Annotated in this window: 16 protein-coding genes; all 16 read right to left on the bottom strand. The window is 48.2% G+C overall.

The genetic code is table 11. The features are described 5' to 3' along the window. Position 1 precedes the first annotated feature (1 nt). The gene (locus PGZ10_RS06545; protein ID WP_055149041.1) at positions 2-310 is read right to left on the bottom strand and encodes a plasmid mobilization protein; all 309 of its coding nucleotides are present in this window, start codon (positions 308-310) and stop codon (positions 2-4) included. Positions 311-436: 126 nt separating this feature from the next. Continuing rightward, positions 437-814, bottom strand: a complete 378-nt coding sequence (locus PGZ10_RS06540) for a DUF3789 domain-containing protein (protein WP_117638843.1) — start codon at positions 812-814, stop codon at positions 437-439. Between the two features lie 142 nt (positions 815-956). Further along, on the bottom strand, positions 957-1,280 hold the full coding sequence (locus PGZ10_RS06535; RefSeq protein ID WP_019162195.1) for a DUF7768 domain-containing protein: 324 nt from the start codon (positions 1,278-1,280) through the stop codon (positions 957-959). Positions 1,281-1,425: 145 nt separating this feature from the next. After that, on the bottom strand, positions 1,426-2,238 hold the full coding sequence (locus PGZ10_RS06530; protein WP_242993077.1) for a DNA-methyltransferase: 813 nt from the start codon (positions 2,236-2,238) through the stop codon (positions 1,426-1,428). 66 nt (positions 2,239-2,304) lie between these two features. After that, positions 2,305-3,078: a hypothetical protein gene (locus tag PGZ10_RS06525; protein WP_227617220.1), complete on the bottom strand. Its 774-nt coding sequence runs from the start codon at positions 3,076-3,078 to the stop codon at positions 2,305-2,307. Further along, positions 3,068-4,054: a DUF3991 domain-containing protein gene (locus PGZ10_RS06520; RefSeq protein WP_117638841.1), complete on the bottom strand. Its 987-nt coding sequence runs from the start codon at positions 4,052-4,054 to the stop codon at positions 3,068-3,070. The genes PGZ10_RS06525 and PGZ10_RS06520 overlap by 11 nt, the downstream gene beginning before the upstream one ends. Next, positions 4,054-5,214: a methionine adenosyltransferase gene (metK, locus tag PGZ10_RS06515; RefSeq protein ID WP_117638875.1), complete on the bottom strand. Its 1,161-nt coding sequence runs from the start codon at positions 5,212-5,214 to the stop codon at positions 4,054-4,056. The genes PGZ10_RS06520 and metK overlap by 1 nt, the downstream gene beginning before the upstream one ends. 234 nt (positions 5,215-5,448) lie before the next feature. Beyond that, positions 5,449-6,264: a class B sortase gene (locus tag PGZ10_RS06510; protein WP_015533349.1), complete on the bottom strand. Its 816-nt coding sequence runs from the start codon at positions 6,262-6,264 to the stop codon at positions 5,449-5,451. Beyond that, positions 6,261-6,758: a gamma-glutamylcyclotransferase family protein gene (locus PGZ10_RS06505; RefSeq protein WP_025577045.1), complete on the bottom strand. Its 498-nt coding sequence runs from the start codon at positions 6,756-6,758 to the stop codon at positions 6,261-6,263. Before PGZ10_RS06505 ends, PGZ10_RS06510 begins: the two co-directional genes overlap by 4 nt. Before the next feature lies 1 nt (position 6,759). Next, positions 6,760-13,089, bottom strand: a complete 6,330-nt coding sequence (locus tag PGZ10_RS06500; RefSeq protein ID WP_270540966.1) for an LPXTG cell wall anchor domain-containing protein — start codon at positions 13,087-13,089, stop codon at positions 6,760-6,762. Positions 13,090-13,174: 85 nt separating this feature from the next. Further along, on the bottom strand, positions 13,175-14,125 hold the full coding sequence (locus PGZ10_RS06495; RefSeq protein WP_081019500.1) for an amidoligase family protein: 951 nt from the start codon (positions 14,123-14,125) through the stop codon (positions 13,175-13,177). Positions 14,126-14,130: 5 nt separating this feature from the next. After that, a complete protein-coding gene (dcm, locus tag PGZ10_RS06490) occupies positions 14,131-15,432 on the bottom strand; it encodes a DNA (cytosine-5-)-methyltransferase (RefSeq protein ID WP_179963262.1) in 1,302 nt (433 codons plus the stop codon). Between the two features lie 75 nt (positions 15,433-15,507). Further along, positions 15,508-16,080, bottom strand: a complete 573-nt coding sequence (locus tag PGZ10_RS06485; protein WP_055155765.1) for a hypothetical protein — start codon at positions 16,078-16,080, stop codon at positions 15,508-15,510. A gap of 218 nt (positions 16,081-16,298) precedes the next feature. Beyond that, positions 16,299-16,592, bottom strand: coding sequence for a hypothetical protein (locus PGZ10_RS06480; RefSeq protein WP_006428275.1), 294 nt, complete (start codon positions 16,590-16,592; stop codon positions 16,299-16,301). Beyond that, entirely contained in the window at positions 16,580-17,488 is a 909-nt protein-coding gene (locus PGZ10_RS06475) for a ParM/StbA family protein (protein WP_161208660.1), read from the bottom strand. The genes PGZ10_RS06480 and PGZ10_RS06475 overlap by 13 nt, the downstream gene beginning before the upstream one ends. Before the next feature lie 164 nt (positions 17,489-17,652). Continuing rightward, positions 17,653-18,774, bottom strand: coding sequence for a DUF4062 domain-containing protein (locus PGZ10_RS06470; RefSeq protein ID WP_055149049.1), 1,122 nt, complete (start codon positions 18,772-18,774; stop codon positions 17,653-17,655). Between the last annotated feature and the right edge of the window lie 3 nt (positions 18,775-18,777).

The following is an 18,777-nucleotide window of genomic DNA, read 5'->3' as shown; positions in this document are numbered from 1 at the left end:
GCTACCATTCCTCTTTGACCAGCCTCCATGTCTCTTTCGTCATGCGGAGCATTTCCCGGATACTCTCTTCCCCGGCCATCCCACAGCCGTTGGCTACATGGGCAAGCTGGTTGGCATTGTTGCACAGACCGGATATTTTCCGTAAAAGCTCTGCATGATGCTCACAGGGTCTTGCCCGGACTTCGCCGCCCATGACGATGGAACGGATATATTCCTCACGGGACAGGCCGCTTTTTTCTACCTGTTCTTCCAGAAAACGCAGCTCCTTTGCATTGAGGCGGACTGGTATCACATGGTTTCTTTTTCTCATCTCTTCACCTGCTTTCCAACGGGTTATTGATTACTCCATTACATTTCACGGTTTTTCCAGATCAGGAATCCTGTCAGCACGCCAATGGCTACGGCTGCAGCAATGATCTTTTTCTTCATATAGGCCTCACCCCCTTTCCGGTACCTGGCACAGCTCCATCGGGGCAAGCATGATTCCCCTCTTTTCCATCTCTTTTGCAAATTCCAGAAGGTTCCATTTCTTCCCATCGATCATAGCAGAATCGGCATCCAGATAGTGGCAGGTGGATACGTTCCGCTCTCCATTTGGGGCATTCTGCACAAGGCTCTCCCCGTCTGCCAGACGGAACAGTTCCTCTCCCTGGCTGTTTACAAAACAGATGCACACGCCGTGGTCGATGATCTCTTTCCGTTTTATCCGGCACCGCTCCAGCGCCTCGTCCTCCCGCTTTCCAGCTATGAAAAGACACATTGCAAAAACGCCCATTACTCCTCCAGTCATTGTGCCAAGTATAAATCCCAACATTTTTTCGTTCTCCTTTCGTCTGTTTACGGCTCGGTATGGGGGATTGGGGTTCTCCCCAAAGTGCGCTTGGATATCCAAACGCTATGCTTGCAAAACCAGTCGCATCCGGTTTCGTCCCCTCTGAACCAGTCGTTTTTCTGAATCATTCATTTTCCTTGATTTTGCTCAACCCATCCAGTGTGGTACAGATGATATGGAGTCTGTCAGCCATGCTGATCTCCGTGTTCATCGTCCCGGTGGTCTCTTTTCCGCAGACGACCACCATCCTGCACCGCCTTAAGATCTGGTGGGACATTCTCCGCATGGCCTGCATATCCTCTGCGTCCCCATCATCAAGGAATGGGGAAAAGCTGTACTGCGGGCAGATCGGCACATATCCCAATTCGTAGATCTTCCTGCAGTACCGCTGTACTTTGGTCTTTCCCTCTTCTGCAGAACAGCAGACATAAGCAAGTGCCTGTTCCAATACGACCATCTCCTTTCCTGACCGGACAGTTTACCTCTATCCGGCATGATCTAAAAAACACCCACAAAGCATTCTGGCTCTGTGGATGTCTTGTGGACATCTGGATTCTTTTCTTTCTTTTTTCAGATGTCTGGCAGACATCCGGTTACTGCGATTCTTCGTTTTCCGCTTCTTCCAATGCTTCCAGTGCAATGCGAACACGGTCGCTTCCCAGCTTATAATACACATCCGTCACTTCGATGCCGACCGCCTGATAGCCTGACTCTGCCGCCGCAAGGATGGTAGTACCAGCTCCGGCAAACGGATCTAAGATCAGGCCGCCCGGCTCGCAGATCTGGATGACATCCTTCATCAGCTGGAGCGGCTTCTCTGTCACATGGATGCGGTTCTGTGGATTTCCATAACGGAACACACCCGGAAGGCAGGACACCGGGCGGTTGATCGGCATCGGGCCGTTGCTTCCCCATACAATATACTCTGCCTGCTGGCGGAACCTGCCTTTCTGCGGACGGGAGTTTCCCTTGTCCCAGACTGCGGTTCCTCTCCAGATCCAGCCTGCCCACTGAAGGGCATCGGTAATGGACGGGTACTGTCTCCAGTCAATAAAGAGGCAGATCGGAGCCCCTCTCTTGCAGGCTTTCCGCACATCGTACAGCCATTCTGCCATCCAGTGGGTCCAGGAACGCTGGTCCTTATTATCCCCATCAAAATCCGGCAGGGCGTTTTCCGCTTTCATACTGCTGTACTTCTGGTTAGTGGTACGGTTGCGTTCATTCTGCTTGGTTCCCCCAGACGCATAAGGCGGATCGGTCACGACTGCATCAAAAATTCCCGGCTGGAATCCTTTTACCAGCTTTAAGGTATCCCCATGCAGGATACGCCAGTTCGCCCCTCCGGCAGACTCATCCGGCAGGCAGTCCGGTTTTAAAAGATCTTCAAGTTTCAGGGTATTTCCCATAGGCATCATCCTTTCGGTCGCTTATTTTCCAGATTTCTCTGGAAGTGCTTTTCTTTAGGGAACTGCTCATCGGCAGGTATCCTCTTTTTTCGGTATTTCTTTTCTCGGCGTTCTGGGCGGTTCATGGTGATCCGACAGTTCGGTTTCCACATATTCGCTGATGATTCCCAGTGCTTCATAATAATTGCCACTCTTGTGGACACGGTCTGCCATCTCGTTGGCCTGTTCGGACATCCCGGCACATCTGAGCAATCTTGAGGCATCGCCAAGGATTGAGAAAATATTTCCGTCATGCCCTAAGAGTTTCAGCTTCAGATGGGACGGCTTTGGTTTCGATTGCTTTTCCTGCATCTCGTTTTCTGGTGCTTTCACCTGTATCTGGAAATCCGAGCCGGCACCAACATAGAAATGTAAGTATAATTCACCACCGTCTACCTTGATCTCCCGCTGTTCCAGACTTTCTCCCCAGCCATCGCTGTACTGCCCTCTCAGATACTGCCCCACCACACGGTATTCCTCTGGGGTCAGATTCTCCCGGAGTGTCAGGTTTGCACAGCCATATAAAACACCCTCCTGTTCTTTTACCGCCATTGTAATGCGTTCCACTTTTTCCTTAATGTCCTTGTTTCGGTCAAAATAATCAATCAGGTTGCATGGCTGGTTGTCAGGCATACCGAGCCGGTTGATTTCATCAACCTTTTCTGCTATGGATGTCTGATACTGCACCAGGTCAGGTCCTTCCAATGGCTCCGCATCATCCAGATCCACAATGTCTGAATAGTCCGGAATAAACTCTGCCATCAGAGGTGACAGCATTTCCACTTCTATTTTATCTTTCAAGGCACCACCTCGCTTCTCTGTTCTGCCGTTTCTCTGGTGTACGGGCAGCCATCTTTGCCACGTCTGCCCAGTCTGCCCCTTCGATCTCCGGCAGGTTCTCGATGATCTGATAGTTTCCCTCGTAGGCTTTTCGGATATGTTCACACGCCCACCGTCCGGCAAAGTCATTGTCGGTACACACTTCGATCTCGGTGATCTCCGGGTGCTGGGACAGAAAATGTTCCAATGCCTGCGGCTTTTTCATGCTCCGCTGGCTCTGCCCTTCTTTTGGTGCGCTGATCCCGCCAAGTTCCAGACGGTACTTATCCCGGCTTCCCTGTCTCTGTTCCAATGTCATGTGGGCAAGCACATCCACACAGGCTTCATAAACAGCAACCCGTCTGCATCCTGTTTGTGCCGGAACACAAAAAGCGTATGCCTTTTCGCTTCCGGCCTGTTCCATCTTAAAAGACTTTCCGCTGGCATCGTAAATCCCACGCAGGAAAGCATACCTTGCCACCTGATTTTCGTCCTTGCCTACGAACACAGCATTGTGATAGGGCAGGCTTTCATACAGGATTCCCAGATGAACACACTGCTGTAAGACCTCGCTGCTGATGCCCCGCTCTTTCAGATATCGGAACACCCTGCGGCAGTCCGGGCTGGCTGGCGGCAAGACAAACGGCTTTTGGGGCTTTGTCTCCACAGGCGGAGGGATGTAGGTGGGATACTCACCTTTCAGCATTTGCACTGCCTCCAGAAAGGAACACCCATCTACATGGATCAGGAAATTTAATGCACTGGTTCCCCCGATATCTCTGGATTTCCAGTGCCACTGGCTGGTGAGCTCGTTGATTTTAAAGCTATCGTGGTCTGTCAGCTCCCATTCATTTCTGGCTGAAGATTTTTTCAGGCGGTTCGGCTGGTATTTCTTCAGGTACTCAATGGCGGTGATCTCCCTTGCCCGTTTGATCTCTTCTTCCGGAATCCACGGCATTACATCACGGTATCCCGGAGCTGCTCTGCCTTATCCGTTTTCTCCCACGGGAATTCCTTTCTTCCAAAATGCCCGAACACGGCACTCTGTCGGTAGATCGGCCGCTTCAGGTGCAGGGTGTCACTAATCTGGCTTGGGGTAAGCCCAAACACCAGAGGAATCGCAGCGGCGAGGCAGTCATCCGCACAGATCTTTCCGGTTCCAAAGGTATCCACCTGCACCATGACTGGCTGGGCAACCCCGATGGCATAGGCAAGGGACACCTGGCATCGGCTGGCAAGTCCGGCAGCTACCATGTTTTTGGCGATGTAACGGGCCATGTATGCCCCGGAACGGTCAACTTTGGAACAATCCTTCCCGGAGAATGCACCGCCGCCATGCGGTACCAGGCTGCCGTAGGTATCCACCATTAGTTTCCTTCCGGTCAGTCCGGTGTCTGCATCCAGACCTCCGCACACAAATCTGCCCGATGGGTTAATCAGGATCTTGGTATCCTCATCCGGTGGCAGCATACGGAGTGCCGGGCGTAACACTTTCTCCCGGATCTCATGCTCCAGCTTCCGAAGGGATTTTTCCTTTTCATGCTGGCAGGACACAATGACGGTATCCAGCCGGGCAGGTCTGTCATCTTCATACTCCACGGTCACCTGCGCCTTTCCATCTGGCAAGATTCCCGTGATATATCCGCTTCTACGGCTTGCAGACAGTTCCCTTACAATGCGGTTCGCCAGAACCACTGGCATCGGCATAAGCTGCGGTGTCTCATCGCAGGCGTAGCCAATCATGATGCCCTGATCCCCGGCACCGCTGGCAAGTCCGCTCTGAACAGAAACAGTCCCTGCCCTTCGTTCTCTGGATCTCTCCACTGCCCCGGCGATATCCGGACTCTGTTTGTGGATGAGGGCATCCATGTGGATTTCCTCTGCTTCATAGCCTGCACTCTCCAGCACCTTTTTGATGATTTCAAACACCTGTGGCTCAAATCGGCTGGTGATCTCTCCTGCTACAATGATGTTCCTTTTGGTCGCCAGCACCTCGCAGGCCACTCTGGAATTTTCGTCCTCTTTCAGACACGCGTCCAGAATGCTGTCTGCGATCAGGTCGCAGAGCTTATCCGGATGTCCTTCTGTTACGGATTCTGCTGTATAAAATCGTTTCATAATCGTTACCATCCTTTCCAAGTAAATAATAACGGCAGGAAACGCTCCTTTCTGGAACACTTTCTGCCGGATCTGGGTTATAAGTTGTCTCACATTCTGCACTTTTCTGGTACTTTCAGACACTTTTTTCAACCTAAATACTACCAATGCACACCCTTACATAATCCCCCTGTTTTGAACACATCCCTGCCCGTGCGGTCATTATTTGTCTCATTTTCTGCACTTTTCTGGTACTTACGAACACTTCTGACTCCACACTGCCCCGGAAACCGGCACCGCCAGGACGATGTTCCTGGCACCGCTCCATTCATATGAACACGTGACGAGCGTCAAAACCTTATCGTATATACACTTCAGGTAATCATCCCCGGTTTCGAACACTTCCCTCTGCTTAGCTGCTTTTAAATATTCCTGCACTGCCTCCGCATCTGCGAGTTTCTGCTGGAATGGGAACAAATTCCTGTCTGCTTTCAGCACCGTGACAATTCGGTATTCCTGAATGCTATCCTCTGTCTGAAGATAAGCAAAGGGATGCTCCTGATAGTACGTTTCATCTGCATATAAGTCCAGATTTCCGAACATTGCCCCACTGTTCATGTTGTGACCGTAAATGATAAGGTTCCGACTTTCAGACACTTTACAGTCTGCCTGTAAAAACAGGCTTCCGTTGATGTCATATTCCTTTTTGTAATTCCGTTTCAGGTAAAACTCCCCATTCTCCTGTTCGGACTGAAGCACCGGGTAATCAATCCCGGTATCCGGTATTGTCAGCCATCCCTGCACATCCGGGTATTGTTCCCGAAGAGAAACAAGGTCTACCGCAGCCACCGGGCATTTTCTTCCAGCTGGTTGGTCTTTCTTTTCAGAGCCTGAGGCTCCCGGAGCTTCCGGCTCCGGGAAATTCCCTTTCAGCTCTGCCACCAGCTTTTTGTTCTCCATTGGAAGATATACCATGTGGTAAATCAGAAACCCGGCACTTGTCAGCGTCACTGCAAGGCAGATGATCTTGAAAAACCTCTGTAAGATTCCTGTCTTTGGTTTTTTCTTCATCGTTCCTGTCCGGCTTTTCTCTGCTTCTTTGGCTGACTCTTCTGCGTCTTTCCCGGCACAGGCGGTTTCCTTGCTGCTTTCAGGATCGGCTCTGTCGGGATTTGGTTCTGTCTGCAGCCCTTTAAGATCCCAGTCAGGTACGACCGTCCGGGCGGATTAAAGTTCTGCATGTAATCTTTTGTCATGATATAGACAATGGCTTTGATCTCTCTTCCATCTTTGTTCTTGACAGTGATCTCCTGCTTGTCGTAAAAATCAGGATAGCCTTCATAAAGATCCAGGCTCTTTTCACAGTCCCCGGTCAGTGACCAGAGGACGCCGTCCACATGGCTTCCCTCTTCCGGGAAGATGGTGGCAAGGCCGCTTCCTGCGGCTGCAAAGGTCAGCCGATACCCCTCCAGGCGGACGATTTCTACCACCTCCGCCTTTGGGCACCGATATGCCATCTGGTCCAGATCCATGTTGCTTCCATACGCAAAATATAATTGTTTCAGCCTATCTGCCCCCTTTTTTCTTCTTTCTTCTGGATGCCACACCCATGCCGATCAGACCGCCTGCGGAAAGAATCAGGCACAGGGCCGGAATCCAGAGGTTGGTGTCATCGCCTGTTTTCGGGTTGCTTACAAACGGGGTATCCTCCGGCAGCTTCTCGTTCGTCACTTTCTGGATGACTTCGATCACTGGAGTTTTGTCATCTACATAGGTAAATGTCACCTCATGTTTGGTCTCATCCAGCTGATAGCCCTCCGGTGCTTTGGTCTCAACCAGATAATAGGTGGCTGCCTTATCAAATTTGCCGTCCTTATAAGTTCCGATTGCAAGCAGTCCGCTGGTTGCATGGCCGTTTTCATCAGTGGTCAGGGTTTCTACCACTTTGCCATCCGCATCCCTCAGTTCAAATTCTGCATCTTTCAGTGCTGCTCCGGTATCCTTATCTGTTTTCTCAATGATCAGACGTCCCTTTGCGGTGTCATCTTTCATGGCTACCTTCTGGATCTCTGCGGTATCTGCCACCTCGAAGGTGATCTCCTCTGCAACGACATAACCGTTTGGAGCCTGCTCTTCTTTCAGGGTGTATTTACCAATCGGAAGTTTTTCGATATAATGCGGCTCTTTACCGGAAGTCCAGGTTTCTACGATGTTGCCATTTTCATCTGTGATGGTCAGTTTGGCTCCTTCGATCTCATTATCTCCGGTAATATCCGTTTTGCTGATCTTCACTTTGGTCACGTCATCTTCCATTACCTGTTTCTGGATCTCCGCAGTATTCTCTACGGTGAATGTGATGCTTTCCGCAGTGGCATATCCATCGGCCGGCTTGTTTTCTGTCAGGGTGTAAGATTTTCCTACAACCAGTTCTTTGATGATGTGCGGCTCCTTGGTGGATGTCCATTCCTCAACAACAGCCCCGTTTTCATCCGTCAGCTGTAATCTGGCTCCCGGCAGTTCCTCGCCCGTGGTCAGATCGGTTTTGGAAAGCTCCACGGTTGTCGGCTCATCTTCAAATACAAATTCATAGGATGCTTCTACTTCTTTATCCCCCTGGTACTCAAAAACAAATTCCTGCTCTTCTCCGGTGGTGACAAATCCATCCGGTGCATACAGCTCCTTCACATAATAGGTTCCGTCGATCGGCAGGTCTGCAATAAAGGAAATCTTTCCATCTGCATCTGTTGTTTTTAACTCGATCAGGGTATCTGCTTCCATCAGCACCTTTCCAGATGCGGACAGGATGTCGTTTCTGGTGTACAGTCCAAAGATGCCGCCTTTTAATACACGGTCGGTATCCTTTTCTTTCTTCAGGACGTTCACTTTTACTTTCTGACGGTTGTTCTGCCAGTCCTCATCGTATACGACAACCGGGGTATCCTGGTCACGGTAGGAAAGATCTACATATCGTGGTTCTTCATCCAGCACATAACCATATGCTGTGCCCACCTCTTTGACATAGTATTTTCCAACCGGAAGGTCAGATACTTCTGCAACACCGTTTGCATCAGTAGTCACGGTTGCCACCAGCTCGTCCTTAGCATAATAATCCGGGCTTACACCATCGGCTGCTTTGATATCCTCTGCAGCGTAAATCTCAAAGGTAACGTCTGACAGGCTTCCTGTGATGTACTCAAACAGATGCTCTACAACGCCTTTGACATTGTCCAGCAGGGTGATCTTATCAAGGAATTCACCCTTCTTGTTTACGATCAGCAGGGCTTTCGGCACATCGTCTTTCATTTCCACTTTCTGTACTTTTGCGGTATCCTGAACGGTGAATTCCACATCCGTGGTCTTTAAATAACCAAGCGGTGCAAGAGATTCACGGAGGGTATAAGTTTTTCCAACGGTCAGGTATTTGATCACATGAGGCTCATCCTTTACGGAAGTCCAGCTGTCGATCACATTTCCATCCTTGTCCAGAACAGAAAGGGATGCCCCGTTCAGCTCTACGCCTGTGGTCAGGTCGGATTTTGTCACCTCGATGGTGGTCGGCTGGTTCTTCTTCACAGATTTCAGCTTGATGGTCGGAATGTCCTGCCCCTGATAGGTGGCATCAAATTCCAGTATCTCGTCAGAAGATACAAAACCATCCGGTGCAGAAATTTCTTTCACATAATAAGTTCCAAGCGGCAGGTCCAGGGTGAAGTGTGCCTGTCCTTTTTCATCGCTTGTGATCTCCTGTAATAAGGTATCTGCTTTCACAATAATCTTGTCACCGGATTTGATCTCGTTCTTATTGTAAAGACCGAATGTAGCTCCAGCTACCGTGCTTCCTGTTTCTGCATCCTGTTTTTCCACGGTGATGCTTACTTTCTGGCGTTCATTGGTAAAAGTCACTTCTTCGTCTACGACTGGGGTATCCTGTCCGGCATAGGTAAAAGTTACTTCTTCGCCTTTGGCATTCCAGGTGTAGCCCTCCGGCGTTTTTTTCTCTTCTACACGGTATTTGCCGAGCGGAAGGTTCTCTACTACGGCACTTCCGGTTTCATCGGTTGTCACCGTTGCCACCAGTGTGTCTTTGGCATATTCCAGATAACGGTTGCCGTTCTCATCTTTCTGATGGTCTGCGGTATAGATATCTTCTGCGGCATAAACCTCAAACACGGCTCCTGCAAGGCTGGCTTCCTCATAGGTGAAATCCTTGTCAAAACCTTTGACTACTTCTCCTTCCTTGTGGATGGTCAGTCTGCCTTTTGCCGGGTGGTTCTCGAATTCCACCTCGATGATCAGGTCACCGCTGACCGGATCTTCCTGGTATGCAGTATCGCTGTCTACCTTGATTTCCACGGTATTGGCACTGTGGGTGTATCCATCCGGTGCAGTCACTTCTTCGATGCGGTAATTTCCACAAGCCAGATTCTGTGGCAGGATCAGGTATCCATTCTCATCCGTAAAATAAGATTTATGTACCATAGTAGATGGGTAGGTGGTCACCTGTTCCACATATTTCTTGTTATCCAGATCGTATACTTTAAACTCAGTATTCGGAACCAGGACAGATTTCTTTGTCTCGTCATCTTTTTTGACGATCTTTAATTTTGCTTCAAACTCTTCGTCCAGAAGCACACGCCATACCTGCGGCTGATCCGGATTGTTTTCCGAGATCACAACCTTAAAGTCATCGACTGGTTTGAAGTTGTGCGGTGTGGTGGTCTCCCTTACAATGTAGGTTCCGTATGCAAGCGGAATGGAGCATGCATATCCACGCTCATCCGTGAACATTTCTGTCTGTCCGTCTGCGGTCAGTACAACCGGAGTTGCAGATGCAAAGTCATAGGAACCGTCCTTATTTTTCTTCAGGCTGCTCTCCAGATATGCACTGAATCCCACACCTTTTAACAGATCGGCATCGGTCTTACCATTGTTGGCTGCTTTAATGACCTGGAACGGCTGTTTGATCACATCTTCCAGAGAAGTTGCGGTACGTTCTACCGTCTGAACCAGATCTCCCTCGTCATTACACTCCAGATCATGTTCTTCCGGGTCTGCCAGATATCCAACAGGCGGCGTCAATTCTTTCACGTAATACTTTCCGAGATAGAGGTCTGCGATTTCTGCATTTCCCTCTGTATCCGTAGTCAGGGTTGCAATCTGCGTTCCTGCCGGGTAAAGGACACCTGTCTGTCCATCCGGATGAACGATATCCTCACGGGCATACAGTCCGTAAACCGCACCCTCAAGGGTTGCATCTCCCTGTGCGGTCTTTCCGGTTTCGGAATCCTCTTTTACCAGTTTGATCTTCGCATTGACACGCTCGTTCTGGAACGTGTGGCTGAAAGAAACGGTTGCCTCTTTGTCTGTGGTGTACTGGAACGTAAAAGAGTACACATCCTCACTGTTTCTGGTATATCCGGCCGGTGCAGAAACCTCTTTCATGTAGTAGCTGTTAGCGATCGGCAGGTCTGCCTGATATACGGCTTTTCCGTCTGTTCCGGTCACTACCTTCTCAATGAGGGTATCTTTTTTGACCACAACGGTTCCGTCCGCTGCTTTGATGTCGTTTCCGGCATACAGGCCATAAGTGCCGCCCGGAAGGTATTTCCTGGTTTCCTTATCCTGTTTGTATACGCTTACGCTTGCTTTTTGGCGGTCATTTTTGAATGTCACGCTTCCCATGACCTTCTCCACATTGCTTCCGGCATAGGAAAGGGTGATTTCCTGGCTTTCGCCTGTGCATATCAGATTTTGTGGTGCCTGCATTTCTTTTACCACATATTTTCCCAGATATAGATTATCCAGTGTGACACTTCCGTCATCCCCGGTAGTAAGTCCGGCTTTGACCAGTGCGTCTTTTTTATAAATGACGGTTCCGTCTGCGGATACAATATCCGCTGCGGCATAAACATTGTAAACCGCACTCTTCTGTTTCTGCTCGGTATAAACAAAGGAAACACCATCATCAGTTACCTTTGCTCCGGTCAGGACTTCTCCTAATTTATAAACAGTCAGGCTTGCCATCTGCTCTGCATCGGTAACGGTTTGTTTTACAGTATCTCCGATGACCAGTTTCACATCGTAGGCTTTGGTATCCAGCAGATATCCGTTTGGTACGGAGATCTCTTTCAGGTATACGGTATCCTGTGTTTTGGTGATCGTAACGCTGGAAGCTCCGTTGGCATCTGTGGCCGGCATCTTTGTGATCAAGTTCTTTCCATCCTTGTCACTGTAAACGCCATAAACTGCACCTGCGATGGCTTTGTTGCTCTTGCGGTCCTTCTTTACGATCTCCAGAGTTGCCTGTTTTACCCATGACACTTTAAAATCTACATACTTCTCATCGGTCACGCCCTCGCCAAATACCAGGGCAAGGTCCTGTGTCTCGCTTCCGGTTGTGATCTTGTAAGCGGAATAGTCTTTGATGATGCTTCCCTTCATGGTAACAGACCATTCCCCTTTGACATCCACTGCCTGTGTCAGCGGTGCAGATAAGTAGAATTTGGTACCGCCGCAGATCTCCACGGATGCACCTGCACTGCTTGTTTTTCCCGTTGTCACATTATGCAGTTTGACACCGGAAGGCAGTTTCATGGTGATGGTCTGCAGTTCGGATGCCTTAAAGGTGATCTCTTCTGTTCTCTGGCTGTTGCCGCTGATATATGCGGTAACATCTGCATTGGAGAAACTCATGTCCACTTCCGGTATCTCCGGCTGGCTCATGCAATAATTGTAGAGTTCCATTGCCAGAGCCTGTCCGGTTGCATTCGTACCGGAAAAAGCGTCACTACTGTTATTGGCATAAGACGCAGCCAGATGGACAATGATAAACTGTTTTCCAGCGGAAAAATCAGGATGTTTCTCTGAGAAAAATCCATTTTCGCCGGATGCTTTTGTGCCGTAGTAGCATACTTTTGCCAGTGCTTTGCTGTCACCCAGTTTGGTGATCTTATAAACACCATCCCCAGGTCCTGCTTTTGACGGCTGCACACAGTAGGCAGTTGCAGACACGTTTCCAAATTTTACGGTATATTTATAGGTTACATAAGAACCCAGACCGTAGTCTGCATAATAGTATGCAGTCCCTCTTGTCACATCTACATCCTGTGTTGCTCTTGTACTGGTATTGACTGCGGTGAAAGAAACGGTTTCCCCATCTTCCATTGCCATAAGGTCAATATCCTGTTCCCCTGCCTGCTCCAGAACATCGCTGAGTGTCAGCCCGGATTCTTTATCGGTTGTATTTTCTGTTTCGGCTTCCTCTAATGCGGCATCAAACTCAGATTCAGAAAGTCCACCCTGAAATTCGGGTTCTGTTTCTTCCGGTTCTTCTGTTTCAGATTCAGCTGTCTCCGGCTCAACAATTTCTGTCTCTACAGGCACTGTCTCAGTTTCTTCCTGCGAGGCAGCTTCCTCATCATCAGAACCTGTATCCTCTTCGGTAACTGCCTGTTCTGTCTGCGGTTCACTCTGAGCTGCTGTCACAGGCTCTTTTACGATCAGATTTCTCCCAATCTGATAAACCGGGTGGTTCTGGTTGACTGGCTCCACATAATAAACGGCATGGTAAGTGTCTGCATGGCTGGTGCTGAAGTTCTCCCCGGCGTCATTCTCTGCTTTCTGGAATATCACTTTGACTTTGCTTTCGTCCTTAATTTCCAGATTCGTGCGGTCACTGGAAACATCAAACTCCTGTCCGACTTCCAGCTCCAGATCGTTGGCTTTTACCACTTCCTCTTCATCCAGCAGATCCTTTACGGATTCATAAGCTGGCGGTTCTGCCGTTTTCGGCTCTTCCGAAGCATAAACGGTCAACGGTGAAATGACCGTGGATAAGATGGTGACTGCCGCCATCACCCCTGAAAGGATCCGCCTGAATCGATATTTGCTCTTCATGTTTTCTACCTCTTTCTTATTTTTCTTCATTTCTCATAAGAACAGCCGGATGTTCCCACCCGGCCTGTCTGTTCTCATTATTCTGTTATCTTGCGTCCTCTGTCCGTCCTGGCTTCTGCAGACAGGCATATGTGCTTTTGTCATACCGCCATGCTTTATCGCCGTCGAGGTTAGCAAGCAGATGCTTCCGCACATTTTTGTATTCGTCCCCGATTAGTCCGAGACGGAGCAAAAAGGTACGGAATGTAAATGCCGGGTTATCCCCGATCTCCGTCTTTTTGGCATGGGTACAGGACTGGTTGACCGCCTGTGCGGATATGGCAAGTGCCAGCGTAATGTTTGACCGGACTTTTCCTGCATGGAGGGTGCTTTCAAAACAACGCCATTCCAGTGTTCCCTTGGAAAAAACAGCATGTAGGTTTAAGGCATAATACCTTGTCCAGTTGTAATGCTCGGAGCTTCCGTCATTTCCCTCATACCATGCCCTTTTGAATTTTTCCATCGTGATGGTGCTGTTTGGCATCCGGCGGATCTTCTCCACTACCATAGGACGGACTTTCTGACAATACTCATCTTCCCTTCTCGTCTGTACATTTAAGGCTTTGAACAGAATATCCTCTTTGCAGTACATGATCGTCAGTGCATTTTTCAGACTCCTTGGTGTATGATTGGATGCGTCCACATGGACATGCATGCCACAGGATGAATTGACAAAAGCACCTGCGTTTTTGACACACCGCACCACTTCCTGGAGTTTCCCCATTTCCGAATATTCCAATTTCGGGGATACCATTTCTGTCGAATAATCTCCATCGGCATCTATTACAGTACCATTTGCCAGCCTTTCACAGTCGATACTGCTGTCCCTTGAAAATTTCCACGTTTTTCCATCTGAATCTTTTACACACCAGGAATCGTAAGAACGGATATGATATGGCTCTGTTCCGAACATTCTTCCAATCGCAACAGCCGCATCATAGCGGCTGATACCTGTCATCTCAATCTCTGTACCAAAATACTGGTCTTTTAGGTCGATCTGCTTCACCCACCCTTCGCTTCTGGAACAGGTGAGCCGCTTTGGATCTCTTCATCTACTGCTTTCAAATTTCTGCCTATTGCTTCAATGACATTGACAGTGACACCATTACCGGCCTGCTTGTAAAGCTGGTTATCCGATGTTTCTTTTTCCATCTTGGAAATCTGACCATCCCGGTATCCCTGCAGCCGCAGACACTCCCTTGGCGTCAGCCTGCGGATTCTGCCGTGGTAAATCACTCCATGACGGTCAGTTGCCGTAATGGTGAACATTGGCTCTTCCGGTTCTTTCATCCTTCTTCCATTCTGGCGGACTTTTTCCCTGGCCGGTGTCAGCACTGCCCTTGGCGGTTCTTCCACCAGCACCCCGGAACTTTCGCCCCTGTGGTTATGGATGCTGGAATCCTGTCTGGTATTCAGACATCTTGCAACGTCTGTCACCAGCGGCGGAGGGGAGATATCTACAAAATGCAGTGTTCCCTGCTGGTTTCCGGTCGTCAGGGTATGGGCGATCTCATGCCCGACTCTTCCCCTGCGGCTGTTGATTCCCGGATATCCGAGATCGATGCTGTCCCCCTCGTAGGCCATCTTGTATCCTTTTCGGGTGTTTTCCTTGATTGGGATACCGACTTCGTATAATCCGGTCTTGCCGCCCATACCACCAGCCCCGCTGGTCAGCGTGCAGCTCAGTCCTTCTTCTGCGTAGACTCTTTCTCCCTGTTTGCCAGCATGGACTTGTATAAGAGCTGTTCCATTTGCTTTTGGGAAAGGTAATATTTTTCCGGCACATCTTCCATCAAGATATCCGACAATATACACCCGCTTCCTTGACTGGGGGACTCCGAAATCCTTGCTGTTAAGCACTTTCCATTCGACATGATACCCCAGTTCAGATAGCGTACTGAGGATGGTGTGAAACGTCCGCCCTTTGTCATGCGAAAGCAGACCGGGTACGTTTTCAAGGAGAAAATACGCAGGTCGTTTGTCTGCAACCAGTCTGGCAACTTCAAAGAAAAGGGTTCCTCTTGCATCGGCAAATCCTTCCCTTCGTCCAGCGATTGAGAATGCCTGGCAAGGAAATCCCGCACATAAAAGATCAAAGTCCGGCATTCGTTCTGTTTCAATATTTCTTGCGTCATTGCAGAACCACTCTCCTTCCGTATCAAACAGCACCCGGTAGTTGTGGTCTGCATATGCATCTGCTTCACAGTGTCCGACACAGGTGAAGCCCCCTGCCCTGTGCAGCCCTTCTCGGAATCCTCCGATTCCACTGAACAGGTCAAAAAATCGAATTGTTCCGGCTATCAGCCTCCCTTCGCTGTGAAAAAAACAGTGCAGATTTCTCTGCACCGTTTCCGTCTCTTGGTTTCTGTTTTGTGATGTCTATTCTTCTGATTCCGCTTCCTCTGGCTCAGATTCTTCTGCTTCTTCGGTTTCCAGTTCTGTTGGCTCTGCTTCCGCTGGCTCTTCGTTTTCTGGCTCTGTCGGCTCTTCATCTGCTTCAGCTTCGTCCGGTTCTGTCATTTCTCCGTCTGTTTCAGCTTCCAGTGCTTCTGTCTCAGGCTCTTCTGCTTCAGGTTCTGCTGACTCTTCATCCGGTTCTGATTTCGCAGTCTCAGGATCTTCCATTTCTGTTTCTTCGGCTTCCTCTGACTCTGCTTTCCATTTGGCTTCTTCTTTTTCGATTGCATCTTCGATAAGCCCGATTAAGAAGTCTTTCTGTTTCATGCCATTCCTGGCGAGGACTGCTTTCAGTCTGGAAAATAAATCCTCGGTTACCTGTACTGCTACTGTTCTTAAATCTGCCATGTTCGTCTTTTCTCCTTTTCTTGTCATGTGTTCTTCGATTACCATTTCAAGGTATTTTGGTATGCTGATTCCTAACTCTTCGACTTCCAGTTTTAGCTTTTCATGCAGCTCTACCGGAATTTTTCCGCATATGTTTTTCATCTCCATTGTGTTCGTTCTCCTTTCTTTTTTCTACATACAACATACCCTAAAACATGACAGAAAGCTATTCACAATACCCAACGAATATGAGGCTCTCAAAAGCTCCCAAAGGATGCAGATCCAATAACATTCAATAGGCATCACCCCTTTCAAAAATCCGTGATTTATACTAATTTGACTGCTTGAAATTTGGCTATTTTATCACCAGGAAAGACTTGACTTTTTCAGAATGCATCCTCAAGCCCGGAGAGAAAATCCAGCATCTGGGACGGGATTTCTTCCTTTTTTGAAACACTCTCCCCGGAGCCAGAAATGGAAACACCTGCCAGTTCTTCCCGGATTGCCTGCCGGATGCTTTTCTCCAGCTGGTTGTTTTCCTGATCTTTTAAGATCACCTGAACCAGATAGCTGCTCTTCTGTCCATCTGGAACACTTTGCAGGATCTCCCATGCCTTTTTGTGATCTGGGTTATCAAGGTTCAGGCGGAACGAGAAAACGGGTCTCTTTACTTCGCGCACATCTGCCCCACAATCCGCTCATAGCCGGAAGCATTGGCGTGTACGTCTGTCAGGTAAATCTGCCGACACAGCCCGTCCTGCGGTGTCACGTGCCGTTTCAGAATGCTGGCTCCGCCGCCCATGATCACGGACGGAATTGCCTTCAGATCGAACCCGGCTTCCATAATTGCAGACAGTATTTTCTCCGTGTAGAGCCTTCCCTGCCGGACAATGATTTCTTTTGCGGCCGGGTCCATGCTGCAGCTCTGGCCGTTCAGAACACGTTCGATCTGAATATCCGTTACAGACAGTCCGGTATTTCTGCGTACCTGCTCGGTGATCTCATCCACACACCGGATCACACCAAGTTCCAGGCTGCGGCAGGTAGCGGCATTTGGAACACTGTTGTCCAGCCGCATCAGGTCTACGGTCCAGCCACCGATATCTGCGAGAAGAACAGAAGGCTCGTCCCGAACACATTCCGGGTGGAGAGCCAGGGCTGAGTATCCCTGTGGGAACAGTTTTACATCCTGAATCCGGATCTCATAGCTCTCATCCTCGTACCGGAAACGCAGAGGCTGCTCTTTCCGAAACAGATATTCCCGGAAACCTTTTTTCTCCCTGCCAAAACTTGCCAGTGGGAGGCCGGCTGCCAGAACCACATCTGTTTTCCTCTCTCCCCGGCGGTAGCGGATCTCCTGTGCAATGGCTGCCATTGTCAAAAGATAATAATTGTCATTGGAAGTCTTGCTTCTCACCAGCGTCTGCCGCCCAGTTCCACACACATAAAATTTCCCATTGTACTGCAGGACATTTTGCATGGTATACGGCTCATAATCGTACCCGGTCAGTCCAGTCGGGAAACACACATGGGGAGTTTTGATGGCATAATATCCATGATCGATTCCTATAATAATAAGTCACCACATCCTTTCAGGTTTTTCTTGTTCTTTTCCAGCAGGTGGTCTTTTGGTCTGGAAAAAGAAAAAGGGCAGAACCCCGAAGAGCCCTGCCCGTAATAAAAAATACAGCCATGTATATTTGCAAATAAATACGCATAACTGTATTAGTTTAATTCTTATTAATCTTCAAACTCTTTTAACTCGTCAAGCGGTTCTTTTGAAGTATCTATTGCCATATTGTTCTTTAACCAATCAGCTTTGCTATAACCTGTTCCGGTCAATTCAAATATTTCACCTTTATACCCTACAGCTTTAACCCAGCCCCATTCTATAAGTCTGTCTAAAGCCTCTTCCCATCTCGCAGATTCTCTTTTTGAATTATCAGCCATAAACTGCTTACCTGATGTAAAAATCTGAGTAGGTGAACCAAGTGTCCGTATCTTTAGTATTTGCCCATCACCATCAGCCGCATATACTAATAAAAAGGCAGAGTCCACTGGAATGTTCCCAACATCATCTAGCCCTACAACTGATTTATTTTCTTCTGGATTTCCAATAATTAACGTATTATCTTCAACCTGGAACAATTTTTTGATATCTTCACTTGTTGCTGTAGGAATTTCTTTCAAGGTTAACTGGTTATTTTCTAGGTCAGTGAGTCTACTATAGAATTGAGAAAACATCTCTTTCATGTCATCTAGCATCTTCTGCTGATGTTCTCCAAGTTCAGTATTTGCTTTATTTCGTCCTTCTGCCTCTTCATTAATTATATCCACTATATCTCGATATCGAACCCATCCAGCGTTATCATCAACATAGTTAACGGCGTTCCTAAATGTCGGTGATGCCACATACTTTAAACTGTTTAAATCTGTGAAAAAATCAACTGTATTTTTATCATTTTTGACTTTTTCTCTAAACTCATCCAGTTTCTTCATTTTATCATACTTATCATTTCCGGTATCCTTTTCACTTTCAGAAATAGCCGAAGGTTGTTTAATCAATACAAGTACTGGTAATCCTTTAGTTTTTGCATAATTGTATTCTTTCTCTGTGTAACTTATACCAGTTTCTTCATCAATTGACCCATACCTAGCACCAATAACAAGAAGATAAAAATCACACTCATCAATCATTTTTGTTATAACATTCCATTGACTTGTAGGTGCAGCATGAAATTGCTCCATTCCTACCGGAATAAAATTATTCTCTAGTGCCACACCTACCAATGCCTGTCTTTCCTTTTTAAGATCTTCATAGGTAGAACTTATAAAAATAGAAAACTTTCGTCTATTCTTCATATC

Origin of the sequence: Coprococcus sp. AF102-57 (genome assembly GCF_027686195.1) — a bacterium.
Taxonomy (GTDB): domain Bacteria; phylum Bacillota; class Clostridia; order Lachnospirales; family Lachnospiraceae; genus Allocoprococcus; species Allocoprococcus comes.
The sequence above is the reverse complement of the archived record's forward strand: the minus strand, read 5'-3'. Positions and strand labels throughout refer to the sequence as shown.